The sequence below is a fragment of the Cedecea neteri NBRC 105707 = ATCC 33855 genome (assembly GCF_001571265.1).
Taxonomy (GTDB): domain Bacteria; phylum Pseudomonadota; class Gammaproteobacteria; order Enterobacterales; family Enterobacteriaceae; genus Cedecea; species Cedecea neteri.
Genome location: NZ_BCTL01000031.1, coordinates 75,219 through 101,641, shown reverse-complemented (window position 1 = coordinate 101,641; position 26,423 = coordinate 75,219). Strand labels below are relative to the sequence as shown.

The window sequence follows — 26,423 nt, the reverse complement described above, 5'->3', positions numbered from 1 at the left end:
GGAATCGATAATGAAAGACGATTCACTGGCCAGCAACAGCACGTCCTCGGGGTCCGGAACGTCAAATGCATCCGTTTATTACAACGCACTCCTCGACGTTCCAAACGCCGGTAATCGCCTGCGCATTGCCATGACTGCCCAGGTCTCAATGGTGCTTGGCGAAGCAAAAAACACCCTCCTGATACCTGTCCAGGCGGTGCATAAAACAGCGGATAAAAAATCGCAGGTACAGGTGCTGACCCCAGACGGACATACTGAGGCGCGTGAAGTCAAAACCGGGATCACCAACAATGTTGATGTGCAGATCCTCTCCGGACTGAAGGCAGGTGAAACCGTTACGCTGTCTCAGCCAGAGGCCAAACCTGCCGAGGGAGTCTTCTTCCTGTGAAGGCAGTCATTGAACTAAAAGGTATCAACCGGACTTACTCAAACGGCAATCAGTCCCTCAGCGTACTGAAAGATATCAACCTGACTATCAGGGCCGGTGAAATGGTTGCCATCATCGGGGCTTCCGGCTCCGGTAAATCAACGCTGATGAATATTATGGGTTGCCTCGATGTACCTGACTGCGGCGACTACGTAATTGGTGGCCAGAATGCAGCGCAGCTGTCTGCTGACGCGCTGGCACAGATACGCCGGGAACACATTGGCTTTATCTTTCAGCGTTATCATCTTATGCCCGACCTCAGCGCACTGGGTAACGTGGAAATCCCGGCCATTTATGCCAACCGCCCCCGCGACCAGCGCCGTCTGCGGGCAGCCCAACTGCTGGCCCGACTGGGGCTGGAAGGGTGGGAGAACCACCGGCCAGGTCAACTGTCAGGTGGGCAGCAGCAACGCGTCAGTATTGCACGATCGCTTATCAACGGCGGGGAGATAATTCTGGCTGACGAACCCACCGGCGCGCTCGATTCGCAATCAGGTCAGGAAGTCCTGGCTATTCTCAGTGAGCTAAACCAGCGCGGCCATACCGTCGTTATCGTTACCCATGATATGAACGTCGCGAAACGTGCCCAGCGCGTCATAGAACTTCAGGACGGTGAAATCATTTCGGACAGCGGGCATAACCCGGGTACCGGGCAACCGTTTCCACAATCGCCCCGGGTGTTGCAGAAAGGCTGGCAGACTCTCCTGGATCGCACCCGTGAGTCGCTGCATATGGCGCTAAAATCGATGAATGTGCACCGCCTGCGCACCGCATTAACAATGACCGGTATCATTTTCGGGATTGCCGCCGTTGTCACCGTTGTCGCGCTGGGCGAAGGGGCCAAACAGCGAACGCTGGAAAACATCAAAGGGCTGGGGACCAATGTGGTCGCTATTTTCCCAGGTAGCGATTTCTTCGATGATGCCGCCGACAAAATCCGCACACTGGTCCCCGCCGACGCGGATGCCCTCGTACAGCAGAATTTTATCGAAAGCGTCACGCCGGAGATCTACGCTCAGGACACTATCCGCTTTCGCGGAAAATCAGCCACAGCCACCATCAACGGCGTCGGGCGGGACTATTTTCACGTGAACGGCATCGCAATTATTCAGGGTGCCACGTTTCGCGATGACCGTCATGCCCTGCAGGAAGTCATTATCAATGATAATGCCGTACACTCCCTTTTTGGCGATCCGGGTACCGACGCGCTGGGCCAGATTGTTTTTCTCGGATCCGTTCCGGCCCGGGTAATTGGTGTGGCAAAAAGTAACCGTGATTATCCCCCTAACCGAATCGCAGTCTGGATGCCCTGGAGTACCGTCATGTACCGCATGGTGGGAAAACCGACATTGAGTAGCATCAGCGTTCGACTGCGGGACGACGTCACGAGTGAGGCAGCGGTCAGCGCCATTACGCAGTTGCTGACTCAGCGTCATGGGGTAAAAGATTTTATGCTGTTCAACCGTGACCAGTTCCGAAAATCGGTTGAACACACGTCCATGACACTCAGCCTGCTGATCCTGATGGTCGCCTCAATCGCCCTGATTATCGGTAGCCTGGGAGTAATGAATATCATGCTGGTTTCCGTGACGGAACGCACCCACGAGATTGGCGTGCGCATGGCGGTGGGGGCGAGACGAAGCGACATTATGCAGCAGTTTATGACAGAGGCTGTGCTGGTCTGCCTGACCGGCGGTGCACTGGGTATTGCCCTGTCATTCGCCACCGGCCCACTGTTCTCTCTGATGGGGGGCGACATGCTCAACGCCATCTGGTCCTGGCAGGCCGCCACCATTGCATTTTTCTGTTCAACGTTAATCGGCATGGTTTTCGGTTATCTCCCTGCCCGCAAGGCAGCAAGAATGGATCCGGTCGCTTCACTGGCCAGTGAGTAAATGATGAAATTATTACCTTTTCCCTTATGCCTCGCCGTACTCCTCTGTGCTGGCTGCGGCAATATGTTAAAAAGTGAGTATCAACGCCCGCTCATTCAGTATCCGGACCACTGGCAAACTGAAACAGTCGGTACTGCGCCAGCCCCCTTTAACTGGCTGGATTTCCGCGATCCCGCACTCAACAATTGGCTGCATCAGGTGATGACCAGAAACTACGATCTGGCCCGGGCACTGCTGCGTGTCTATCATGCGCAACTTAATGCCGAACGAACCGGCATACTCGCGGCACCAGACCTCAATGCCAGACTGAACAGCGGAGCGGAGCACGAGTTATCCGGGCCATCATCCTGGCAGAATAAAAGTGGTGCATCACTGGATACCCGGTATGAGGTGGACCTGTGGGGTAAGCTTGCCCGGGCACAGGATGCTGCAGAGTGGCTAAGCCAGGCAAGCGAACAGGATTTACGGGCAGCAAGGCTCACGTTGCTGGCAAACGCCAGCACGAACTACTGGCGAATTGGCTACCTCAATGAACAAATCAGCATAAGTCAGGGAAGTCTTGAATATGCAACGAAAACGCGCCAGCTGGCCAGCGCCCGATTCCATGCGGGAAAAATATCGCCCCTTGATGTGGTTAATGCAGAGCAAAATGTCCTGAAGCAGGAAGATCGCCTGCTGACGCTGCAGCACCAGCGCCAGCAGGCGCTGAATGAGCAGACCGTACTGCTGGGTGCCCCGCCAGGGAAAACGGTTGTTGAACCGGAAAACCTGCCGCAAGGACCACTGCCGCAGATTGACAGTGGAATTCCGGTCAGCATCCTGGGCCGCAGGCCTGATGTGAATGCAGCAGAGATGCGCCTGCGCGCGGCCCTGTCCGACATTGACGCCAGACGTACGCAATATTATCCGTCATTCACCCTGACAGGTACGCTGGGCACAGGCAGCAGCGCATTACTGACCTTTCTGAGCAATCCCGTCGCCGGCATCGGAGCCAGCCTGACGTTACCCTTCCTGGAATGGCGAAAAATGAATGTGGACGTCAAAATTGCCCAAAACGACTACGAACAACGTGCCCTGGAATTTACGCAAACCCTCTATAAGGCGATGTCTGATGTGGACAACGCATTGTCTCTGCGTATGCAACTGATGGCTCAGGAAACGCATCTCCGGACCACACTGGCGCTGGCACGCAAGTCTGAACGGCTGAATGAGGTACGTTACCGCGAGGGGGCTGTCACCATCACTGACTGGCTGAATGCTCAGGAACAACGCCGGCAGACAGAATCAGCGCTCAACGAAAATCGGTTTAATCAGTACCAGAATCTGGCGAGAGTTTATCTCGAATTTGGAGGGGGAAGTAAGGAAGTCTTTTTACACAACTAAAAACGATTCAACCGTTGCCTGTGGAGCAAAAACAAAACAGGTGAGTTTGCTGTTTTATTGCCCTGTCTGCCGGGATACTAAACCGGCTATCTCAGCAGCAATGCTCTCTGGCGTTTGCATTGAGAAAATCTTCAAATCACCCAATTGCAGATACTCATAAAATCGTTGTTGAAACTTTCGTTCTTCTGTTTCTCTTTTCAGAAAGAGTCCCCGGTTAAGTTGGCACGTCAGAATACATTCGCGGGCGACGTCATAACACGCTGAAGGCATCAACACCATTGTCCAGTCGCCGATATTTACCCCAGACCATAAACCCAGAATTCGCCCAACACATCTGACCTGCCCCCAAGGTTAGATACAACGCTCAGTTAGTAATGTCGGATCTTGACCCTGACCCCGAATATGCTCCAGTCATAATCAGGAATAACCGGCCTCATGTTGGCTGCATATTCTGGCAACCGGCAGACTTCTCAGCAAATTCTGACGGGGTCATATGGGGACGCCTCTGGTTATAGTGTATGCGCCAGGCCTCGATTTTGCACCGTGCATCCTCCAGTGACATGAACCAGTTCTCGTTCAGACATTCCTACCGCAGCCTGCCGTTGAAGGACTCCACTGTCGCATTGTCCGTCGGGGTTCCCGGGCGTGAGAAGGGATTATTCAGGAAATAACACTATTTCATTCCTATTTTCAAAATATTGTAAACTCCTGTCAAAGAATTATACTACGAAGCTTATTTTTAAAAAAATTCGTATTTAAGGTAATCAACATGGCTCTTGAACCAGAAATTGCAAACCTTGTTAACGACTTTATCGCAACCGGTCGACCATCATCCCGTGGTCAGACATTTGAAGAGCGTCGTGCTGGCTATGTCGCAAGCACCGCGCTTGCCGGTGATATTGAGAAACGTGTAAATATTAAAGATGTGATTATTGACAACATTTCGTTGCGTATTGTCGCCCCTTTAAATAAAGATAAAATGTTACCTACGATTATTTATTATCATGGCGGTTGTTTTGTGAGTGGTGGTTTTTCAACTCATGATAATCAACTGCGACAACTTTCTTTTCTAAGTGGTTGCCGTGTCATTGCGGTGCAGTATCGTTTAGCTCCAGAACATGTTTATCCTGCTGCACATGATGATGCTGAAAACGCCGCTAACATTATCTGGCGGCACTCAGAGGTGCTGGGTGTTGATCGCAACTATATAACGTTTATTGGTGACAGCGCAGGGGGGCATCTCGCCCTGATATCAGCGCTTCGAGTGAGAAATACTGGGCAGTGGTTACCCCGGCAGTTGATACTTATCTACCCGATGCTGGACGCAACGGCATCCTCTTATAGTTACAAAATAAACGGTAGCGATTATGTGCTGACGAGCGACACGCTACTCAGCGGTTTTGAAGCCTATTTTCCTAACACTGACTTTACCCATCCTGAAGCCAGCCCTTTATTCCGTAACGACTTCGCAGGATTGCCGCCAGTACATATCATCACAGCGGAATATGACCCATTGCGTGATGAAGGTGAAGATCTGTTTAATCGCATGATTGATCAAGGGGTAACGTGCACCGCACAGCGCTATTTGGGCGTGATTCACGGTTTCTTTCAACTTGGAGGCATTAGCCAGACGGCGCGTAATCTTATGCGGGACATCTGCACACGAATTTGTTCAGTTGATAAGATTTGATAGTCTTTTTTAACCAAAAAAACATTAATTCGCCTCTACTGTTCAATGAGAAAACAGTAATTGAAAGGCGGATGTGTGACATAACGTCCGCTCCTCGCTCATAGCAGCCGTCGATGGCGTTAAGGTCGGCTTCGTGTGAACAAAACGGCACTGTTGCAAAAATTCGGTGGTGATAAAATTATCGTCACCTTTTGTTGACGTAGCAGCATATGAACCTATTCAAAGGCCGGCATTTTCAGCGTAACATAATCCTGTGGGCGGTTCGCTGGTACTGCAAATACGGCATCAGCTACCGTGAGCTGCAGGAAATGCTGGCTGAGCGTGGTGTGAATGTCGATCACTCCACGATTTACCGCTGGGTTCAGCGTTATGCGCCTGAAATGGGAAAGCGACTGCGCTGGTACTGGCGTAACCCTTCCGATCTTTGCCCGTGGCAGATTGACGAAACGTATGTGAAGGTCAATGGCCGCTGGGCTTATCTTTACCGGGCCGTTGACAACAGGGAGCGTACTGTAGATTTTCACCTATCTCCGCGTCGTAACAGCAAAGCCGCATACCGGTTTATGGGTAAAATCTTCAACAATGTGAAGAAGTGGCAGATCCCGCGCTTTATCAACACGGATAAAGCGCCCACCTATGGGCGTGCGCTCGCTCTGCTTAAACACGAAGGTCGATGTCCGTCTGACGTTGAACACCGACAGATTAAGTACAGGAATAACGTCATTGAATGCGATCATGGCAAGCTGAAAAGGATAATAGGCGCCACGCTGGGATTTAAATCGATGAAAACGGCTTACGCCACAATCAAAGACATTGAGGTTATGCGCGCACTGCGTAAAGGCCAGGCCTCAGCATTTTATTATGGTGATCCCTTGGGCGAGATGCGTATGGTGAGCAGAGTCTTTGAAATGTAAGGCCTTTCAATAAAACAGCAGGCTAACTCATCGCACACTTTGCAACAGTGCCTATAAAAGTGACTGCCTGTATCACAATTGCTACGTGTAGCTTATGGTCATATTTCAGAATGGGTCGTTTCGATGCGGCAGTACAGTAATACGCAGCCAACAACACCTCCACAGGGATACGCTATTGACTGCGAACTATCTTACACCTGGATGAACAACGGCATACTCGCTTTCAGTTCCGTCTCAGGCATACTTATTCGCCAGCGCCGCAAAGACCTTCTCGACGGCATATGCCCCCGGATCCTTCACCCCATCAAGATTATCGCGGCTGAGGTAGGATGAACGACCCGCTCTGGCTTTCGTCATTACGCAGGTGCTCTCTGCCCCGGCTTGCGCAGCGTCAGCTACAGCAGACAACGGGGCTCCTTCACGATACAGGGCCAGTGCGGGCGCAAGCGCGTCAACCATTGTCCTGTCGCCGATATCCGCCCCACCGTAAAACTGCATCCGACCCAGGCCATAAACCAGGGATTCGCCGAGCGTGCTCCCGGCGGCCAGCTTCTGCCCGCATGCATGGAACATGATGGACATCAGCACGCCGCTGGACCCCCCCATGGCGCTGGCCAGATGCTCGCCCACCACAATCATCAGATCATCGGGTTTGTCGAGCGGCAGCATACCTTTCGCCAGGGCCGCGGCAACCCGCCCCGCCCCGGCTGCAAACGTGGAACCCGTATCCCCGTCCCCGACCCGCGCATCCAGAGCGTTCAGCTCATGCTCTGCATCGCGCAGGGTTTCACACACCGTGGCCAGCACGGCCTTTACCGTACCATTCTCAGAGGGCGTGGAAGGATGCGGCGTGATACGTCGGCCCGACGTAACCACCCCGGGCTGTTTCGGAACCACCACGGCAGGCCACCCCGCCACCTCTACCGGAGCCAGCAGCGCTTCCCTGAACGCTTCCGTGAGGGTGATCGCCGAGAGCGAAAAACCTTTCATATCGAGCGCACTGACAACCGTCGCCGGGCCGACCAGCAGTTCAGTTGCCTTCGCAAGCGGGGAACAGAGGACCTCGCGCGTCAGGAGGGACATTTCCAGCATGGAGAAGCCCCCCAGGTTGTTCACCAGCAAAGCCACAGGTTGTGCGGTTCCGGTGGTGCACAGCAGTTTATCCACCATCAGGCTCACCAGCTCGCGGCTGCGTTTAACCGGCAGCGTCTCCACGCCAGGTTCGCCGTGAATGCCCATGCCCAGCTCGCAGGTGCCAGGCTTCACACGATCAGGTGTGCTTTCCCCTGGAATATTACAGCTGGAGAATGCCACACCGATACTGGCCACATGGTTAATCGCCTCCAGCGCAATGCCCGTGACCTCCTGCAGCGATTTTCCCTGTTCGGCAGCGTAGCCGGCAATTTTATGAACCAGTGCTGTGCCTGCCACACCTCGAGGCTGGGGATTATCCGGCAGCGACACATCGTCGCGCACCGTCACCAGCTCCACCCGGTAGCCCAGCTTACGGGCCTTTTCTGCGGCAAGCCCAAAGTTCAGGCGGTCACCGGTGTAGTTTTTGACGATAAGCAGGCAACCGGCGTCACCGGTGACGTTGATGATGGCGCTGAGTACCGCATCCACGCTGGGGGAAGCAAACACATCCCCGCAGACTGCCGCCGTCAACATGCCTTTTCCGACAAACCCCACGTGCGCCGGTTCGTGCCCCGCCCCGCCGCCGGAGATAATTGCCACCCGGCGTTTATCCCAGTCCCTGCGGGCCACAATGCGGATATCCTGACCAGCATCAAGCTGGGCCAGATTATCAAAGGGCGATGAACGCAATACTCCTTCTATCGCCTCGTTAACCAGGTCAGCCTTCTCATTCATAAAAAATTGACTCATCGCTACACTTCCTCTGTATTCGGTGATGAAGGGGGGGTGTTATACCTGCGCAGGCAGGCCGGCTTTTTTACGTCCCAGTTGGTCAGCAACGAGCAGAGCGCTGTAGACGCTGTCGGGGGTCACGATGAACGGCATGTTAAAGATGGTTTCGCCCTCGCTGCAGCTCTTTTTCGCCACCTTGCTCATTTTATCCTTCACATCCCCTTTCACACCGAGCTGCTCCAGGCATACCGGAAGCCCTACCGCGAGGCAGAAATCCAGAACCTCATCGATTTGTGCGTCACTGCTGTTCTGCAGAACCAGTTGCGCCAGCGTACCAAACGCTACTTTTTCGCCGTGATAGAAGTGATGACACTCGTCAAGCTGCGTCAGACCATTATGAATCGCATGGGCTGCCGCAAGGCCACTGCTTTCAAAACCAATACCGCTGAGATAGGTGTTCGCTTCAATAACGCGTTCCAGCGCACGGCTGGTTACCTTCTGTTCCACGGCAATTTTTGCCTTCACGCCCTCCTGCAGGAGCGTGTCATAGCACAGCCGGGCAAGGTTCAGCGCTCCCCGGGTGCTCTGCCCCCCGGACATATTTGCCGCCCGGGACTCGTAACACGCCTGGGCTTCAAACCAGGTAGAGAGCGCATCCCCCATACCACTCACCAGCAGGCGAACCGGCGCGTTCGCCACGATGGTGCTGTCAACAATCACCATATCCGGGTTCGCCGGGTAGAACAGGTATTCCTCGAATGCACCTTCTTCGCTGTAAACCACTGACAACGCGCTCGTGGGTGCATCTGTGGACGCGACCGTGGGCAGCATCACCGCTCGCAGATGCTGGTAATGAGCAACGGCCTTGGCCGTATCAAGCACCTTCCCCCCACCAAATCCAATAATGCCGTCGCAACGGTGTTTCTCAGCCAGGACCGCAACACGCTGGATTTCCTGCCTGGAGCATTCCCCGTTAAAGATTTCAGTCTGAAAGTGAAGACCGTCAGCCTCAGAAGAAAGCCGTGCGACGTGAAGCCGCATAATCGGGTCAGCCAGAATAAGCCAGCGTGAACCAAGCGGACGGATGTAATTGTTCAGCGTGCTCAGCACGTCCGGGCCCTGAATATATTTACCGGGTGACTGGATGATTCTCATGAATATGTTTCCTTATGGGTAGAGTACAGTATTTATCTGAACCTAACTAAACCCATATACAATAACTTCCTTTCAAAAGAGCTCATAACCAGGAACATTCTTTGAATCCAGCGCGCAGAGAAACTCACCCCGAAAGACAACCATCCTGCCACGGTGATTTATTGTTATTTACCCAATCCGCTTTGATTTGGATTCAGGGCGATCCCTCCGTCTGAAGTGCTTAGTCCGCACCAGACGTTTACGATCAGAGCGCCCTACCATTACTGTATAACCCCAGGGAAAATCGGCTTATCTGCGTCAAGAAGCCAGTGTTATACTGCGTGTCGATGCGTATTCCAATACGGGAAGATAAACCATGCAATTAGAAAGTAAGAGACTGATACTCAGACCCTTTACGTTAAATGACACGCATATACTCTGTCAGCTTGCAAACGACCCCTGGCTGGCTAAATGGACTCAAAGTTTCAGTGAGCCATTCACACTCAAACGAGCCGAACAATGGCTCCGAAAAACGATAACGGAGACAGAACAGTTGATGAATATCACGCTCTCTGTTCGTTTGAAAAACGACGGGGCGCTTATCGGCGCTGTATCGGTTAAATTTCCGGAGGTTGACAATGCAGAAATTGGTTACTGGCTGGGCTCCGCCCATCACGGGAAAGGGTATTGTGTCGAAGCTGTTCGGGAGGTTATTCGCTTTGCTTTTTCAGAATATAACCTCAGTAGAATTTCAGGTCATTGTGACTGCAATAACCAGGCATCGGCACAGGTTATGATCCGAAGTGGCATGCGGCTGTCTGAACAGCCCCACCCTCCCGTTATAATAAATGGTAAAAATGTATCTCTATATACTTATGAAGTATTTCGTCAACTCTGAGAAATGGCTAAAAATTGAATCAGTAGCTATGCGTGGGCGATTGCTTTTACTCTCAACGAACGGTTCAGTTTAATCATTATTTTTAAAATAAACCTGTTTCACATACCGCCCCCGACCATCTCCATGACCTAAATCCATCGAAACCATGGCGTAAATTTCTTTTTCCGTGAATCCTTTTTCTTCATAAAATTTCCTCGCATCCTGAGAAAACTGATAACGCATACTGTGTGGCGCTTTGTCTCCCGTTAACCCGACACGGCGAACATGATATCTATATTTATCGATAGCTTTTCTAATGTCAGGCTTATCAATAAGTTTTCCGTTATTTTCCCGAATAACTTCCTCCGCATAACTGATGGCATATTTTAAGGTCTCCCTGTCCAGAATAACCGTATCTCTTGGGCGACCACCTTTTGAGCCAAAAACAACCCTGACAGAATGCTGACCGGTTTCCAGCGCTTTTTTCCAGGTTGAAATTGATTTAGAGGATTCAACTGCTTCTTTCGTGCGTAATCCCAACGTACAGGCCAGTAACATTGTGGCGGCCACGCCTTTATCCTTTTTTTCCACTTCGATAAAAGCATGCCTGAATTCTTCTGCCGCCAGGGGGGATTTTTTCCCGTTCCGGCTACTGCTTTCCAGCCCCAGCGTTTTATTACTGAGTAACGGGTTATCAGGGTCCGCTAACGACTGTTTTCCCAGACTGCCAAATATTCCCCGGAGTGCCGCGCGTTCATTACATATCGTTCTGTCAGAAATGCCCTTTTCTTTCCTGCTGAGAAGATAACCCGAAAAGTGACGTGTTTTAATACTGTCGGCCTGACGTAATTTAATCCCATTATCCCTGAGGTAATTGAGAAAATATTTCGCAATACGCATCCTGTCTGCTTTAGTGGCATACCCTCCGGACACGCTGCGGGCGTGAGTGATAAAGTTTTTCCTGAATATATCAATTTTAGATCTTGCCGTTTTTCTGCTCATCTTCTCTCCGTTCCCTGCCAGCTAAACGCGTGCATGTCAGACGTAACAATGCATCCACTTATGCCAGCCCGTCGTACAGACAGGGTGGAGTAAGCAGACGCCCCTCTGATTGTGAGTTTTTCGTCGTCACAGACGTCCCTGCGTGTCGGTTCGTTCGCCATCCTGGCTCGTTTGATATTGTGTAGCAGAGCTAATCTGTGTTGAGTTTTTGCAGAAGATCGATTGCTACCCATTTCAGGGTTGCATCGGGTATTTCTCCCCGTCAGTCCCAGTCTGACGCCTCAATATCGAAACGAATTTCTCCTTTAATCATGGGGTTAACGCTTTCCGGGGCGGGAAGGCGTTAATTGAAGTGAACAGTATTCCCGGGGCGGCCGTCCGTGAAAACGGACGCGGCGGGAGGTGAGAAACGTACTGAACCTGACCGTTTTACTGTACGACACGCGGTAAAACGTCTGTCCGGTACGTGTGAAAGCCCCGTCATTCGCGGGCTGGAGGTCGTGCGCCTTTCGGCGTCACTTGGTGTTCGCTTTGCTTACACGCAAGTGACGCCGCGCAGCGTTATGCTTCCGGTGCCGTCGCCGTAAGCGCCCTCTGTGCCAGACGGGCTTATACGGACATGCACGGGTCACACACCACTCAGGGCGTATCCCTTAAAGATTCATAACGTAAGTAAACGCCATATCAGCCTGACACGGCTGTTGACGGAGAAGACAGCTGCAGCCTGATGCTGCGTATCTTTGATGGAGTAAGTTTGCCTTCATCACTGGTGTCGTGACACCCGTTTTCAAAGGATAAACGGGTTTACCGCCTGTTTTTTACAGGCTCCCTCTTTCAGGTCACGAGGGCTTTATCTGACCACCCGAAGGCGTTTCTCTCAGGCCAGTGAAACATTGGCTGGTAGCTACCCGAAGGCGCCTCTCTCGAGCTACTGAGGCATTGGCTGGTCGTCCTGAGACGACAATAATGCCTGCTCACAGTACCAATGAAGAAAGCCCCCGTCAAGATGATGGAAATACCATTCCGTTGTTTGATTTAAAGAATTCTCTCATTCCTGAGGCAGGACTGGATATTTTAGTTGCGTCGCAGGCTGAACCGTTTTAATTCTGACTTCAGTATGATTTCGGTGAATAAGGAGAATGATGAAACGTTTTTATTTACTCTGTCTGGCATGTATGGTGTTCGCGGGTATGGCACAGGCATCCACTGACTTGTCTCCCTGCCGGACCTTAATACCCGACAATCATGATTATCAGGTTGTTGTAAAGTATGCACTCAATAAAAATAAAGAGACAACACGTTTTGTTGGGGTGACTGAAAAGGACAAAGGTGAGTTATCCCCTGAGCATAAAAAGGCGCTACAGCCTTTTATGGCCTGTCTGAAAAAGCAACTTGATAATTAGCATCAACGGATATGCTACGATTTTTCTCAACAATGAAATCCCTGCGAACCCCATTCGCAGGGGTTCAGTTTATCATTATTAATTACCACATCAATTTTCATCCGGCGTTCATAACTGAACGTTATCATGAAGTTTTACCCCCCCCTGAATAAACTCGCTGTCACCACGGCGTGAAATGCTTAGTTTTATTTAAGCCAGACATTACAACAGCATTATTTGCGACTACATTCATTGGCGTAATGATAAATCCTGAATCACATATCGCAGAGGTTAATATGGATATCGCGGTGCGTTTTGCAAGGCCCGGGGACAGAAATAACTGGCTGGCATTATGGTTTGATTATCTTTCAAAAGCAGGCTTAGCCAGTGATGATAAAAAGGGCATCGCAACCTGGCAGAGAATAATGGACATGAATTCATCACTAATCTGTTGGGTGGCAGAAGTTGACAATCACATTGCAGGGTTTGCTGTCGCGGTAGTGCAGGACTGCGCCCTGGAAACCGATCCCATTTGCTGTATTGAGCATATTTATGTCATGGAAGAATTGAGAGGCAACGGGCTCGGCAAAGCACTTATTCAGGCGATTAAACTTGAACGCGATTTTGCCGGCTGGTCAAAGATATACTGGCTTTCTGCCTCACTGACCCGACATCAGACATTTCTGGTTAACTAACTCAGGGCGTTCTTTCGAGAAGCATTCATTAACATGCTCATGCCTGCGGATACAGGTTAAATATCTGCAGGCTTCGCAACATTCAGGTCGTTAACACAACAGGCGTGTTTATTAATGCATCAATCCGGGTTTGCACCGGCGTTAAAAGATCTACCTCAGACCCTGGTGCATGAATAGATACGATAAGACTGTAGCGAGATTCTGAGGCGTATCTCCCCAACGCTTTACGCGTTCTCCACCATCCCTGCCCGGGGTATACCGCCAGGTATCCGCAACTTGCCAGCTCTGCCGCCGTACCACGCCAGATGTCCTGATGAACAGAACCTTTGTGGCGCTGTCGGATGCCCAGTAGCCAGTTGTTATCATTTCCTGAAATGGTTGTCTCTTCCCCTTCAGACTGCGCGGCCGCATTGATGCGCCCGCGGAAATCGTCAAAAGACTCAGTCGGGCGTTTCATTGCAAAACGAAGACGATGCGAAGGGTAGTAATATTTTGACTCCCCCCCACGAGCAGACGGGTTGGGTTCAATGAAGTAAGACAGCGTCACCCGCATTTCAACGGGCGTGTTTTGCAACGCCAGCAGCGCCTCTTCTGGCCAGGGAAGCGCATGCACATTCATTTCATTGGTTTTAACTCCCCCCGGCGTCAAATGGTAAGGCTGAAGACTGCTCTCTTCAATCATGGCCAGACTGTTTTTGGCGCTCCAGACAGCAAGGTCAGGATTGGGGATCCCCCAGCCACAGTGCCTGATAAGCATTGCATACCCACTCTGGGTATTTGCCGGATACATGGCCAGCATTTGCGGCGTCCAGCGGGCAGAATGAACGATCAATGCCCGAATGGTTTCTGGACGCAACTGTGGAAACTGCGCCATCAGCTGAGCCGCCATTCTTGCAGCCAGCGCTGACGCTGCACTGGTCGCATTGGTGGTTGTGAAGAGGTTTCGCCGGGTCAGGGAACTGGCCGTCAGCAGCTCCAGACTGCCGAAGCTGTCCGCCATCGCACCATCAGTACCTGCGTTCCCGCCCTCAAAGACCACATCCGGTTTGAGGGGCCATACGCTGTCCCATTCCGCTGACGTTGAGGTAAACGGACTTAACCCCCCTTCGGTAGCCAGTACGCTGAATCCCGCTTCATCCAGCCCTGTTTTACAGGTACAGGCACCCACGGACAGGGCATTCCAGGCCTGTGCCGGATCGTGTATCTGATTGACCGAGAGACTGTCCGGATATCTCTGCCAGTGCTCCCGATCAAAAATATTTCCAGCCGACAAAACAAAAAGGCGCGGAAAGGCAGGCTGAGATCCGGCGTCTACGGCCAGAGAATCAACCATAGCAGACCAGGCGGAGGGTTTGCCAAAATCACGATAATCTGTGGCTGTCACAGCAGAGCTGAATACGCGTCTGCGCTGCCCAAAGCTTATCTCTGGCCGTGTGACAGCCATACTGAAAAGGTAAGCATGTTCACGCGCCCCGCCATTTCTTTCCCCGAGTCCGGAGGTGAGCTTGACGGACTCCAGCCGATGGCTGATGCCCAGCGTTTCCGTAGAAACCAGCGCATCAAACATATCACCGTATAAGGCCAGCCCTGCCAGCCCGGTACCGTGATTCACACGATCGTCAGTCCCCCATGCCTCGCTGACGGTATAAACATCCGCTTCATGAACCAGCGGCGATATCAGAGGGTGAGCATGATTAAGCCCGGAATCGAGCAGGCAAATATAGGGGACGGCTGCGCCATCTTCCGGGGCATCAAGTCGGGCTAACACATCTTCTGCCCACAGACCCTGTTCAACAATGGATGAGCCGGTAAAGAATTCGGCTGTCTCTTTTGCACGACGTAGCTCTGCCACACAATTAAGCAAAAGCCCTGAACGGGCAAACTCACGCCGGGAGCCAAACATCCAGGTTACGGTTCGTTCAGGAAAACTCACAGCATGTTCACTGGCAGCACACGCAGTCGTTGATACTATCGTCCGGAAATCGGAGAGAACCGCTTCACGATTGCCGCGAACCGGAAGCCAGACTTCCCACCAGAAAGCCTCTTCTTCATCAGCCGGCAACAACGCGTCATCATCTGTCCAGAGTGAGCGAATACTGGATAACCGGATAGCCGAAAGCGTATTGATGAGCGCCTTGTGATCGCGAGAAGTGTTATTCGCCCCCCGCCTGTCATCCAGATAATCCTGCAGATATTTTTCAAAATGGGCTATTTTCCCGTCAGGAATAAACACGTTGGCGCAGGTAATATCATCTTTATCAGTGTGAACACTCAGAAGCTCGATGTTTTTAGTCCGATCACGATTACGCTCACTGCTGAGGCTTTCAAAAGCCAGTGCAACATCAGGCTGGCCAACAAACTCGACCTGCACACCAATACCACTGTGCAGGGCAGCGCCTCTCTGATTATTGTGAGCCCGGGCGGCTATCGCTTTTACCTGCGCGAGATGAGCACTGAGCATTTGTCCATGCTGCTCACGGTCTCTGTCAGGTAAAGAGGGGGAACCACCTCCGCCTGATGCGGGTGTGGTAAAAGGTTCGCTTTTGGCTGTTCCGGGGAGAATAAAATGCAATCGTTTATTAGCGGCTGGTTCCGTCATGATTCAGATTCTTATTTCCATTTTTCGACAGCTTGATGCTGACCTGATGCCGCTCTTCCAGTGCATGCTTAAGCAGATTGATATCTACAGCGGTACGATCGCTCATCAATGCTTCTTTCATGGACTCATCTGCCGCACGGCAAATCTCTGCATAACTTAGACCATCAAGTAACCCTGCCAGCCCTGTCTTTCTGAACGGTTTGGGTATAAACGCACCAAGCCTTACACGAAGCAGATCCATAGCCTGCTCTGGGGTAGGTAAATGATACTCAATGACATCATCAAAACGCCTGTAAAGCGCATAATCGAGGATTTCCGGGTGATTCGTTGCGGCGATAATCACACTGTTAGAATTATCCTGCTCAATCATTTGCAGAAAACTGTTCAGCACGCGACGGATTTCACCCACATCATTCGCCAGGTTACGTTGTGAACCAATGGCATCAAATTCATCAAAGAAATAGACGCCGCGAATATCAACCATGGCATCAAAAACCTGCCGAAGTTTGGCGGCAGTTTCTCCCATAAACTTGGTGATCAATGCATCGAAACGAACCTGAAACAACGGGACACCGAGTTCACCGGCCAGCGCTGAAGCCGTCAATGTTTTCCCTGTGCCCGGGGGACCGACGAGCAACACCTTCCGCCTGGGCGAAAGGCCATGTTCGCGTATGCGTGTCATCATTCGCTGCTCACGAACCAGTCGGTTTAACTGAGCTTCAGCGGATTTTTCCATTACCACATCAGACAGACGGTAATCAGGCTCACTCACACTCAACAGGTTACCCAGTTCAGTCCGGGATTTGGCTGCGTTGGCGAAAGGGACCAGTTTGCCGCTTTTGTCACCAGCGAGTTTAGCTTTGCCTTTATCCAGCAAGCTCACCAGCTCTTCAGCCAACCGGCCGTGGCCCTGCTTAGCCTCATGCGCAGCAACTTGCATGGCCACCGAATAAAAGTGTCCATCATCGCGACTGATGTGCGATTTGATAAGTGCCTTAAGTTGATCTGCGCTTGCCACGGTAGTAGTCCTGTTATTGGTGCCCTGGAGCCTGAAAATTACATCTCACCTCTCGTGAGTGTAGAGTGAAGCCGGCGGCGAGTAAATGTGATTTATCACCACGAAGTCATTAATCTGTCCTGATTTTAAAGAAAAAGCCTGCCAGGTGCACAGGACGGCCTCGCGCGCTTGTGCCCATTGAACAGGGAATGGATTGATGGCTACGAGCTGCAGCCTGTTGAGGCTAGAAGTTGATATATCAGACAGGATTCATAGCACCTGCCTTATAACTAATCTATACTGCTAATAACATCATAAAAAGTGTGTCAATCAGCACCTGCATAAATGGCGAGGCAGTTAAATGCAGAACGACAAACAATTTGCAGCAGTCCAGCGTGGTATGAAATTCGCGGGACTCTGGAAGAAAACTCGACGTCGGGTAAGTCAGTGGGACGCGATTTGCGTTCACTGGGCTAAGTCACGTGGTCTTCCTGGCTGGCTGGGCCATGTCCCGATCGTACTGGCTGTGGTGCTCTCGATCATTGCGGCGGTATTGGGTGGACTGTTGATTGGCGTAGTAATTGCGTTTGTCTGGATGGCTATCGTTGGCCTAACACCAGATCCTGAAAACAAACATCGTCGCCGACGCCGCCGGTCAAGCGCTATTCCTCAATACAGAAATGGAAATCAGGGTTACGGATTGTATTCTGGTTCTGAAGATCTAGTAACTTCTCACCGTATTGACGAATGAGTTCGAGATAATTATAAAAACCGGAGATTTAAAAACGGTGCTCCGGTTTTTATAAAATAAGGATGATTTTCAGTGCGGGGTTTTATATTTCATAATCCTACACTATCTTTCATTACCTCAGCGCCTTGCCCTCCACTTGCTTCAGTTTGTTGAACGCCGTTTGCAATGGCTTTATCTATAAACCCACCCGTCGTAATCCCAGCCCATGACAGTGCACCTACCCAGACAGCGGGCAATACAATGAACATAGATCCAAGCACAAAGGACATGATCAAATCGTCCGACGTGTTCTGGAACCCCGCCATATTAAAGCTCGTGTGCGTGTCCGAGGTGTAAAGTGCCTCCAGGATCCAGCTGTCCAGCCACCGTGCCAGCTCCCACCAGAATGTCAGGAAGTTCAGCGCGAACACCACGAAGGTCAGGGTGATCACTGTCTTAAACTCGTACGCCGAAAACGCCAGGATAAGCGGGAACATCACGTACACCGCCATCAGCATAACCGCCTGCACCATCGGCAGCGCCTGGCGCATGGCGTCAAACGCAGGCCAGGCGGCCAGACTCCCCAGCGCCATCCCCCCGATACCCACCAGGCGGGTCACCGTGTTATCAATGGTAAAATCTGCGTTCCCGCCATAGCCGACATAGGCCTGCCCGTACTGCGAAGCGTTCAGGCTGACCGGACTCACCAGGCGGCGTATCACCGCTTCCTCATAGTCCGCCGTGCTTTTGCCCATCATTTTCAGGGCGGCTGACAGCCGCAGCCACATGCCCGGGTCGGCCTGGGCCATCACCCTTGCCTTCAGCCCCGTATGGGCCGTGTTCCACCACGCCTGGCAGGTCGGATAGCCGCCGCTACCGGTATTGGGCCGCCCGCTGTCCCGCGCGGTATTCCATGGAAACGCTGCCCGGGGCATCTTCGACTGCAGGTCACCGTAGTAACGGTTCATAAACGTGTTGCTCCCCAGCCACTCGATGTCGCGCAGCACCTTCCTGTCCGTGGTCTGCCCCTGGTCCTGCTGCTTCCACATATAAAGCGCCAGGGCGTAGCAGTCATTGGTGAAGTCCTGCAGCTCGCTCGCCAGGGACGCATTGCCAATCCGGGTGTGCTGCACCTCAAAGCGCAGCTGACGCAGGTCGGGCCGGCACGGAATGGTGGCCACCGCCGCCTGGGTGATGCCTTTGGAGAGCTTATGGACCAGCATCCACCACACCGGAGCCGCTGCCGTCTGGTTGTTGAGGCTGGAAATAATCGTGGCATATCCGCTCTCGTCCGGCGCTTTGGGCGTCCAGGTTCCGCAGGTTTTCGCCCGGGAGAGGTCGTAGGTTATCGTGCTGAGGCTGACGTTAATCAGCGGCACGCAGCAGGTGAGCATCACGAAGAACGCCCCGTACAGGGTATTCTCTATGCGCGGCAGGGAGAGCATGCCCTTGTTCCCCTCATCTTCCCCCTCCTCCCTGACCTTCATCCAGATACCCACGATACGGAACGCCAGCGGGGCCGCAAACAGCCCGGTGCCCAGCAGGATATTCCACAGGCCGTTGTTGATGACCCACCCCAGCAGGGTGAGAAAATATTCGAGATAGCTGTTGGTGGTCATAAGCTGACTCCCGGGACGCTGAACACAGCGTATTCACAGACCAGAATGAAGACAACGCTGACGGTCGCCATCCGTCGCAGGGGCGCCCGGTACTCCGGTTTACAGCCCGGGGCCCGCCAGACCTTGCGGAAGCCCCAGGCCAGCAGGGCGTAAATTACCAGCCGCCAGGCCAGCCACAGGTTGCGGGTGCCGTCCATCCAGCGGTGCAGCCGGGCCACAGCCCCGGGATGCGCCATACCGAGGTCGGCCAGCCACAGCCCTGCACCCGTCACGCAGACGATACAAAGCAGGAGGATACCCAGACGCTTTGCCACCCGTCCGGCCCTCAACATGGTTACGTTCATATGTTTCCTGTCTCCCTATTTGTTGTCTGCCGGCGGCACCGCCAGCTGGTTAAAGCGGACGTCGGTATTATCCTCATACTGCGTCTGGGGGTTGGTTTCGACCCGGTTGATTTCCCGGCCGATGATGGTCAGCACCGAGTTGTTCGCCAGCTCGCGCTTGAGCTCCATTTCGTTTTTCAGGGCGGAGATTTCGCGGTCAAGGGCAGTGATACGCCTGTCGCCTTCAGCCACCGCTGCATCCTGAGCCGCCACGTTGGGTTCAGAAAGCCCGGTGACCAGTATCTGGCGCATCAGAAGGGCGCTCTCCACGGTGTCCGCCATGGCCAGTTCGCCCGCCAGGCGCGCGGTGAGGGCCGCATTGTCCGGGTCCCGCTGCAGGGCCTTAATCACGCCGGCAGTCATGCCCAGGCTCCCGGTTTTCAGTTTCCCGAGGTTCTCCGCCGTGGGTTTCTCCGTCCCGTTGACCAGCTTCACCAGTTCCTCAATGTTGGTTTTTGTCGCCGCCTCCAGCATCGGCGCAAAGCCAGTGCCCGCCACGGTCACCCCCGGCTGCTGGTCATCATCCCCACTGGTGCACTTCGTCGCGTCGGTGCAGGTCCGCATGGCCCGGTCACCCAGCACCTGAACCACCGCCTTCGCGGCCTCCTCCGGGCTCTTAAAGCGCCCGCACACGGCCCCGTTGCAGTTGCCCTGGCTGACGGTCGCGGTGCTGAGCACCGGCTGGCCGGTCATCATGTTGTAGCCCGCCGCCGCCAGGTCATGGGTCGGACGGATTGCCGGCTGCCCCTGGCCACCCCGTTGCTGACCGCCCACCCAGCCGTGACCAGAATTCCCGGTGACTTTTTTCCCTGCCGTGTCCGCCCGGATGGCGTCCGCCCCACCGGTGTTAATCACCTTCCGGTACTCGTCCATCATGGCAGCCTGGGTCCACTTGCTGCTGTCGCTGAAGTTCATCAGGCGCCTCGACATGTTCTGGCAGTTGAGCTGGGCCTTGTCGAAACCGATATTCGCCTGCAGCACACCGTTGGTGAGCATGTCGTACAGGCCGGGATTGGCACGCTGGATAATCATCGCCGGCAGGCTGGCCACTGCCCCGGTCGCGCCCCGGATAACCTCCCCCATCAGATTTTTAAAGCCGTCGGTCACCCCATTGAGCTGGTTGCCCACGGTGGTCTTCAGGTCGAAGTTGCCGCACATCAGGTCGCTGCTCCACCCGAGGTTCACCCCGAGGTGCGGCATGTTGCTCCGGGTGCCCGGCTGCGATATCACCGAGCCGCCGCCCAGGGTGTAATAGAGCTTGTCGGAGACCGCCCCGGAGACATCCTTCCCGTAACCCATGGCGCTGTTGGTCACTTCCGGCAGCGAAAGCTGTCCGGCATGTACACCGGGAACAATGATAGTGATGAGCCCGGCCAAGAGCGCAGCGGCCCACCGGGGCGATGCCGACGTATAACTTGTGTTCATTCGTACTGACCTCAAATATCGGTGCTGTAAAGGAAGGTCTGGCCCCGGCGCTGACAGCAGCTGTAAGGTTGCCAGAGAGCAAAGGCGGCGCGCCCGTCCGGCGCCGCCTCGTGTGAACCATCGGGAAACACGGCGCAGGACCGGCTCAGCTGCGGGGCAAGCCGCTGCCAGGTGTGGTTTTTGCTCCCAGTGTTCTCGGTTACCTCGCCCGGCGGCCAGTACCCGGGACGCCGGGTCCCCTTCAGGGGCTGGTAGACATGGGGCTGGCCGGTGCGGGTGATTATGTCCGCCACCCGCTGGGCCACCACGGCGGCCGCCTGGTCGGCGTCGGTCTGGTTCACCAGCCCGGCCCGGGGATAGAGCGCCCCCCACATGTCGCCGCTGAGCTGTGAGCCCAGCTCGCGCCGGCCCGGGATAAGGGCTTCAGGGTAGAGCGACTCCGGCAGGCCGGTACGCCAGGCGAACATGTCGAGAGTGCTGAGAAAATAGGGGGCCAGCGGCGTAGCTGCGCTGGCACAGGAGTAGCCACTGATGCTGCCCCCGATAAGGGAGGTGGCCGGATGGCCGATGGCATCGGCGTACCGGAAGAGCAGGCTGGCGTGACGCTGTCCGGGGTTTTTCATCTCCGTGGCGTTCCCGCCCCCGGCCGACAACCCGGCCAGGGCTCCGGTGACAGCGTTCTCTACCCCGCCCGCCGTGCGGCTGACCAGCGCCATCTCACGCCAGGGGTTACCGCCCGGGGCCGGGTACGTGGAGACCACAGCCTCCGGAAGGTTGTGGGTGACCTTCACCGAGGTCTTAACCGTGCAGCCAAACGGGGTACAGAGCAGCCAGTAGCAGATACCGCTGACCCGCCACTGGATACAGGCCGGGGCCATGGCGCTCGCCACTATCTGCGCGGTACTCAGGGCCGCCAGCGTCACCGGGGCAGTGGCGGCCGTCAGAGCCAGCGCGGCCGCCACCGTATTCAGCCCTGTGCGCAGCCGGTTACACCGGCTAAGCTGCCCGCTCATGGCCGGCCACCCTGCGCTTTCAGGGCGGTGGCACGGGCCACATCAGCCGTGCCGTAGACCACCTCCGTCTCGTCAAACACCACCGCCGGAAACTTCGCCACCCCGAGCTCACGGGCATGCACTATACCCCGGTAAGCCTCAGCAATCTGCTGCTGAGGCGCCTGCCAGTCAGGCGATTGCAGCACCGCCCTGACCTGCGCTTCAGCCTGCACCGGGTCGGCAGGTAACGTACCAAAGAACTGCGTCTGCAGCCGGTCGGGGCCATCGAGCCACACCACCTGCGTATCGGGCGCGACATTCACCGGGGGATGCTGGCTGTCGGTGTAGACCACCGAGGCTGCCAGCACAGGAACCGGCAGCAGAACAGAGAAGAACAAAGCGGAGCTGAGGTGCATCGGCGCACTCCATCAGAATAAAGGTCCTGATAGGGTGCGCAGGCTGGCGCGGTCGTGCAGTAGTTAATTCAAACCTGAAGCTGCAAAATTTATCATGCGCTACAGCAGCGCCTTTTAGACAGGAGAAGTATGACGATAATTTCGGCCTGAGCACCCGGCAACAGTCTGAGTAACATCACTTCACGCGCACTTAAACAGCAAGCGGGCAACCACCGCGCCCGTGACATACAGATATTTTTGTTCACTGGCACTGGAGCTACCGGGCAGTATTGACAGAAAAGGCCCACCAGAGTGGGCCTTAAGATTATGACAAGCCAGTCATTGGTAAGGTTGTCACAGTGCCGGGTGCCTCCCGGTGAGCCTCAGGACGGTCAGACCCGGCTCGCGCTGTTGACTTCAGGACATTTTAACCTTTTGGCCCCGCCGCTTAGGGGGATTCACTGCGACGGAATAACCATACTGTTAACATGACAATACCAACAATACCCAAAGGGGAAATTCGTGTTCGCTATCAAGAAAAAGCCCACAGGAGTCAGCCTGTGGGTATAAGAAAAAACATCGTACTGGAAATCCCCGGCATAACACACGGGATACATTAAGTATTGTTCACTGCCCCTGGATATCAATCCAGGACGAGTAAAATTCCTTTAGCGGCGCAACTATTGATGCCTGCATTCGGCTGAGCACTGTTATATGGCGACAGGTCTGATACGGAGATATCAGTAAATCACCCAATGCTCATGCGAACGCGTTTCCCTGCCCCAGGCCATTCTTTTTTCAGCTAAAAAGCAGCTGGCGAGAACCGCAGGCATCAGGCCTGTGTCATCGCCCTGGATAGCCCGGCTAACTGCCATTATATGATGGCGGTAAAGTTGCGGGTCTGCTTCCCCGCCGTCAACGATATCGGTTTTTAAAGTCCCGTTCGTCCGGACTATCGCGTCGGTAGGCCCGGCCCTGACAAAAGCGGGTCTACACTTGCCTGGTGCACTGCGCAGCCTAACCAACAACCTTGCCTCCGGAAAACAACACTTTGCTCACCGGATAGACAGTGTAAAAAAAAGCAGCTCAATCTGTGGGCTGGCAGGTGCTGAACATTCATTATCAATCGGGTAGGAGCCCAGGGGGATTGATTAAATGAACGCTGCTTCTGGTCACTCACCATGAATCGTACTAAAACGAAGACAACCAGGCACCTGCTGCCCGTAAAGAAGTATCACAGTATAACTACCTGCAAACAAACGCAAAAAACTTGTACTTTATTCGAATTATTGGGAAATGGCAGGATGCTCCGGAGGCCTGGCAAGACCCGTCCACTGATAACATCAGAAACAAGGCAGCGAATATCGTTACCAGAATCGAACGAGTGAACTACTGCTCTCCTGGTTTAGCTTGCTTTTGAGGTGACGATGTGAAGATAAACGTCATTACTCTGGCAAATTCCTCTTTCTCAAAATCCATCACTACGGGTTCAATAATGACGTCTTTTATCAAAGGATCCTCTGACTCAATACAATCCGCCATGCTCCTTAGCCAGGAAACAATTTTCTGAGAATTGGCGATGTTGCCCATATTATCCCCTGCTATCTGAACGTGCGTATCCCTTTAGTATATAACCTTCGGGCTGATACTCATGCGTACGCCAGACAAACAGCACAAGCTTTCAACTATTGTATGTATATTTATCAGGCTTTATGATTTCCCCATAAAGCCATACTATTCAGAGGGTTTACTGTGATTGATAAAAAAGGAATAAAACATGAAGAAAATACTGGCAATCGTTCTGACACTTGTCGTAGGAATGGCATCGTTTAGCGCGTTGTCCTGCCCCAAGGGGGAACATCCTCACGGCGGCACAGGCTCTCATCATAAAGGTGGCTATTGCGCCTGACAGGTAAGAGCCGGGACGGGTGTGCTCGCCCTTCTCGGGAAACCGCGTCTGCCCGCTGACCATCAACAGCAGGTCAATGCACCCGCCCCCCTGCCGCTCCGCATGCGGAGTCACGCTGCAGCGCCACCGGGTGCGCACCCGGTGCGAATTCCATGGAATTACTTGCAACACTTACAGCAGAAGATCTAGCCAGATTATACGATTCACTTAACCAGTTACAACACTCCCTTGGAGTTTATCATGGCGATATAAAGAGAACGAATATCCTGTTCGGCAGCGTCAATCGCCTGTTTAATCTGATCGATTTTGGTCTGTCCCGTCTGACGTCTGATGGAATTCTGTTGAGTAGTGAAAAATCCAGACTTCTGGAACTTATGGTAAACTGGCCAGTAACCAACTAGAGGGGTTGTTACATCCACATCCTGCAGTCAAGAGTATTCACAAAAATATAAAGCTGGCAGACTGCCAGCCTCATTGCTCTCTGATCCCGGTAGCCGCTGGCTCGTCCTGCTATGCCACAGCCCCACCACTGCATCTCCCACTGCGCCACTTTGCGAAATACCCCATCATCTTCTCGCAATATTCCTTTTCGTCAGGTATTGAGAAATGACTGAAAATTCATTGGAATATCTAAATTTTTCATATCCGTCAGTGCCATTTGCTGTAACGTGACACACGAATATGTTCACATGAGGTAAATGATGTAACAGGGTTGATGTGGATTGTCCTGAATATGATTAGTTACTTCAGAAGATAATTATTTGATGCATACCGTCCATTATGGATATTCAATGTTTCAGGGTAACATATCAATATTTATGCACACACCGGAGGCTACGAGGAAAGTAGCCTCCTCATATTCAATGCGAACATCAAAATCAATGTCTTATTGGCAATATAATAAATCACAACCAAAATACATGGAGAAATATATCATGGCAATTCCAATTTATCTATGGTTAAAAGATGACAGTGGTAGAGATATCAAAGGTTCTGTTGACGTAAATGACCGCGAAGGTAGCATCGAAGTATCTGAGATATTACACAAACTTTATATCCCAACAGACAATAACACAGGCAAGCTGACCGGAACCAGAACTCACACACCTTTAATTTTCACTAAGGAAATAGACTCTTCCAGCCCATATTTTTATAAAGCGGTTACCACAGGCCAGACGTTGAAATCTGCAGAATTCAAGTGGTATAAAATAAATGATGCCGGTCAGGAGACTGAATACTTCAATACAAAGCTTGAGAACGTAAAGGTCGTTCAGGTAACACCGATGATGCATGACATCAAGGATACATCCAAACAGAAGCATAATCATCTCGAACAGATTGAGTTGCGTTATGAAAAAATCACCTGGAACTATAAAGACGGCAATATCTCCCACTCAGACTCATGGCGTGAGCGAAGCATTGCGTAATCGCCGTATGTATTAGAACTTTTTAATTGATTATTATTCACCAGAATATTCATACTATGAAAGGATGTAATATGGGCGCATGTGTAAGTAAACAGTCAAACAGCACTGCTTTTGATTCGCTTGGCGAAGGACAAAAAGCACTGTTAACAAAAATGGCATTTTCTAATGCGTTGGATAAATACTACCGTGGTGATGCCAGGGTGCGCGGGATAAAATCAAGACTTGGGCAAATCACCTCAGAAATAATAGAGAGTGCAAAACCCGGTGAAGCTGAGAAGCAATTTTCTCAGTTTTACAATAACATGCTTAACAGGATGAAATCCGGAGAATCCATTATGGCTATTGAGCAAATGATCAATGATTATACAGTCTAATTACCTGATTGCCGATGAGTCCCCCGCCGAATAGCTAAACGGGCCTTTAGCGACAGATAAAGCACTGCACGATTATATCGCCGGTGCTTTCTTTTTTCGGCAGAATGAATGCTGAATCGAAACACCACCAGATTCCTCAACGATATTCACCATTGTTTTTCTCAAAAGGTAGTGCCAGTGGCGTGAGCCACTTGTACAGATTTTGAGTGGTGTGCGGCTGGTGTATAGCCCGGCTCATCCACGGCATGCTATCGCCGATATTGTCGCCGGGCTGCACAGGATCTACGTGACAGCCCCGGCACCATCGC

At 52.8% G+C, this 26,423-nt stretch carries 24 protein-coding genes and 1 pseudogene; 13 read left to right on the top strand and 12 right to left on the bottom strand.

Going from position 1 to position 26,423, the window contains the following annotated elements; translation table 11 throughout:
• The 3 genes from CNE01S_RS25490 to etsC form a co-directional block, all read left to right on the top strand.
• On the top strand, window positions 1-388 hold a 388-nt coding region (locus tag CNE01S_RS25490; protein ID WP_369406086.1), incomplete at its 5' end, for an efflux RND transporter periplasmic adaptor subunit.
• A complete protein-coding gene (locus CNE01S_RS14305) occupies window positions 385-2,322 on the top strand; it encodes a MacB family efflux pump subunit (protein ID WP_061276963.1) in 1,938 nt (645 codons plus the stop codon). The genes CNE01S_RS25490 and CNE01S_RS14305, both read left to right, overlap by 4 nt.
• A 3-nt stretch (window positions 2,323-2,325) precedes the next feature.
• Window positions 2,326-3,705 carry a macrolide efflux RND transporter outer membrane subunit EtsC gene (gene etsC / locus CNE01S_RS14300; RefSeq protein WP_061276974.1) on the top strand — a complete coding sequence of 460 codons (1,380 nt, stop codon included), beginning with the start codon at window positions 2,326-2,328 and terminating at the stop codon, window positions 3,703-3,705.
• Window positions 3,706-4,138: 433 nt separating this feature from the next.
• On the opposite strand, the pseudogene CNE01S_RS25015 reads toward etsC, so the two are convergent.
• Window positions 4,139-4,357: pseudogene (locus CNE01S_RS25015) on the bottom strand (integrase core domain-containing protein); the annotation flags it as partial.
• 117 nt (window positions 4,358-4,474) lie between these two features.
• On the opposite strand from CNE01S_RS25015, the gene CNE01S_RS14295 reads away from it, so the two are divergent.
• Window positions 4,475-5,395, top strand: coding sequence for an alpha/beta hydrolase (locus tag CNE01S_RS14295; protein ID WP_061276962.1), 921 nt, complete (start codon window positions 4,475-4,477; stop codon window positions 5,393-5,395).
• Between the two features lie 209 nt (window positions 5,396-5,604).
• Window positions 5,605-6,309, top strand: a complete 705-nt coding sequence (locus tag CNE01S_RS14290; RefSeq protein ID WP_061276961.1) for an IS6 family transposase — start codon at window positions 5,605-5,607, stop codon at window positions 6,307-6,309.
• Between the two features lie 234 nt (window positions 6,310-6,543).
• Here CNE01S_RS14290 and CNE01S_RS14285 read toward each other — a convergent pair whose 3' ends face one another.
• Both CNE01S_RS14285 and CNE01S_RS14280 read right to left on the bottom strand, forming a co-directional pair.
• Complete coding sequence (locus tag CNE01S_RS14285; protein WP_061276960.1) at window positions 6,544-8,193, bottom strand: dihydroxyacetone kinase subunit DhaK; 1,650 nt, start codon at window positions 8,191-8,193, stop codon at window positions 6,544-6,546.
• Between the two features lie 39 nt (window positions 8,194-8,232).
• A complete protein-coding gene (locus CNE01S_RS14280; protein WP_061276959.1) occupies window positions 8,233-9,330 on the bottom strand; it encodes a glycerol dehydrogenase in 1,098 nt (365 codons plus the stop codon).
• A gap of 355 nt (window positions 9,331-9,685) precedes the next feature.
• Here CNE01S_RS14280 and CNE01S_RS14275 point away from each other — a divergent pair, with 355 nt between their 5' ends.
• Complete coding sequence (locus tag CNE01S_RS14275) at window positions 9,686-10,207, top strand: GNAT family N-acetyltransferase (RefSeq protein WP_061276958.1); 522 nt, start codon at window positions 9,686-9,688, stop codon at window positions 10,205-10,207.
• A gap of 69 nt (window positions 10,208-10,276) precedes the next feature.
• Here CNE01S_RS14275 and CNE01S_RS14270 read toward each other — a convergent pair whose 3' ends face one another.
• A complete protein-coding gene (locus tag CNE01S_RS14270; RefSeq protein WP_061276957.1) occupies window positions 10,277-11,188 on the bottom strand; it encodes an integrase domain-containing protein in 912 nt (303 codons plus the stop codon).
• A 380-nt stretch (window positions 11,189-11,568) separates the two neighbouring features.
• On the opposite strand from CNE01S_RS14270, the gene CNE01S_RS25275 reads away from it, so the two are divergent.
• The 3 genes from CNE01S_RS25275 (at window position 11,569) to CNE01S_RS14260 (ending at window position 13,265) form a co-directional block, all read left to right on the top strand.
• Window positions 11,569-11,775, top strand: coding sequence for a hypothetical protein (locus tag CNE01S_RS25275; RefSeq protein WP_138089296.1), 207 nt, complete (start codon window positions 11,569-11,571; stop codon window positions 11,773-11,775).
• 552 nt (window positions 11,776-12,327) lie between these two features.
• The gene (locus CNE01S_RS14265) at window positions 12,328-12,591 is read left to right on the top strand and encodes a hypothetical protein (RefSeq protein WP_138089297.1); all 264 of its coding nucleotides are present in this window, start codon (window positions 12,328-12,330) and stop codon (window positions 12,589-12,591) included.
• 275 nt (window positions 12,592-12,866) lie between these two features.
• On the top strand, window positions 12,867-13,265 hold the full coding sequence (locus tag CNE01S_RS14260; RefSeq protein ID WP_061276955.1) for a GNAT family N-acetyltransferase: 399 nt from the start codon (window positions 12,867-12,869) through the stop codon (window positions 13,263-13,265).
• Window positions 13,266-13,347: 82 nt separating this feature from the next.
• Here the strand turns inward: CNE01S_RS14260 and CNE01S_RS14255 are convergent, their stop codons facing one another.
• Together CNE01S_RS14255 and CNE01S_RS14250 are read right to left on the bottom strand one after the other, a co-directional pair.
• Window positions 13,348-15,726 (bottom strand): S8 family peptidase, encoded by a 2,379-nt coding sequence (locus CNE01S_RS14255; RefSeq protein ID WP_245874336.1) that lies wholly within the window; start codon window positions 15,724-15,726, stop codon window positions 13,348-13,350.
• 118 nt (window positions 15,727-15,844) lie between these two features.
• Entirely contained in the window at window positions 15,845-16,882 is a 1,038-nt protein-coding gene (locus CNE01S_RS14250) for an AAA family ATPase (RefSeq protein ID WP_061276954.1), read from the bottom strand.
• Between the two features lie 340 nt (window positions 16,883-17,222).
• Between CNE01S_RS14250 and CNE01S_RS14245 the strand changes: the two genes are divergently transcribed.
• On the top strand, window positions 17,223-17,612 hold the full coding sequence (locus CNE01S_RS14245; protein ID WP_061276953.1) for a hypothetical protein: 390 nt from the start codon (window positions 17,223-17,225) through the stop codon (window positions 17,610-17,612).
• Between the two features lie 89 nt (window positions 17,613-17,701).
• On the opposite strand, the gene CNE01S_RS14240 is transcribed toward CNE01S_RS14245, so the two are convergent.
• From CNE01S_RS14240 to CNE01S_RS14210, 6 genes are all read right to left on the bottom strand, one after another.
• Window positions 17,702-19,210, bottom strand: coding sequence for a conjugal transfer protein TraG N-terminal domain-containing protein (locus tag CNE01S_RS14240; protein ID WP_061276952.1), 1,509 nt, complete (start codon window positions 19,208-19,210; stop codon window positions 17,702-17,704).
• Complete coding sequence (locus CNE01S_RS14235) at window positions 19,207-19,524, bottom strand: hypothetical protein (RefSeq protein ID WP_255212418.1); 318 nt, start codon at window positions 19,522-19,524, stop codon at window positions 19,207-19,209. Before CNE01S_RS14235 ends, CNE01S_RS14240 begins: the two co-directional genes overlap by 4 nt.
• 45 nt (window positions 19,525-19,569) lie before the next feature.
• Window positions 19,570-21,018, bottom strand: coding sequence for an integrating conjugative element protein (locus CNE01S_RS14230; protein ID WP_061276950.1), 1,449 nt, complete (start codon window positions 21,016-21,018; stop codon window positions 19,570-19,572).
• Window positions 21,019-21,029: 11 nt separating this feature from the next.
• Window positions 21,030-22,031 (bottom strand): TIGR03756 family integrating conjugative element protein, encoded by a 1,002-nt coding sequence (locus CNE01S_RS14225; RefSeq protein ID WP_061276949.1) that lies wholly within the window; start codon window positions 22,029-22,031, stop codon window positions 21,030-21,032.
• The gene (locus CNE01S_RS14220; RefSeq protein ID WP_061276948.1) at window positions 22,028-22,426 is read right to left on the bottom strand and encodes a TIGR03757 family integrating conjugative element protein; all 399 of its coding nucleotides are present in this window, start codon (window positions 22,424-22,426) and stop codon (window positions 22,028-22,030) included. The genes CNE01S_RS14225 and CNE01S_RS14220 overlap by 4 nt, the downstream gene beginning before the upstream one ends.
• Window positions 22,427-23,794: 1,368 nt before the next feature.
• Window positions 23,795-23,995, bottom strand: coding sequence for a hypothetical protein (locus CNE01S_RS14210; RefSeq protein WP_061276946.1), 201 nt, complete (start codon window positions 23,993-23,995; stop codon window positions 23,795-23,797).
• Window positions 23,996-24,466: 471 nt separating this feature from the next.
• On the opposite strand from CNE01S_RS14210, the gene CNE01S_RS25270 reads away from it, so the two are divergent.
• The 3 genes from CNE01S_RS25270 to CNE01S_RS14195 all read left to right on the top strand — a co-directional run bounded on the left by CNE01S_RS25270 (window position 24,467) and on the right by CNE01S_RS14195 (window position 26,115).
• Window positions 24,467-24,715, top strand: a complete 249-nt coding sequence (locus CNE01S_RS25270; protein WP_072279146.1) for a hypothetical protein — start codon at window positions 24,467-24,469, stop codon at window positions 24,713-24,715.
• 534 nt (window positions 24,716-25,249) lie between these two features.
• Window positions 25,250-25,741, top strand: a complete 492-nt coding sequence (locus tag CNE01S_RS14200) for an Hcp family type VI secretion system effector (RefSeq protein WP_061276972.1) — start codon at window positions 25,250-25,252, stop codon at window positions 25,739-25,741.
• A gap of 71 nt (window positions 25,742-25,812) precedes the next feature.
• Window positions 25,813-26,115, top strand: coding sequence for a hypothetical protein (locus tag CNE01S_RS14195; protein ID WP_061276944.1), 303 nt, complete (start codon window positions 25,813-25,815; stop codon window positions 26,113-26,115).
• Window positions 26,116-26,423 lie beyond the last annotated feature (308 nt).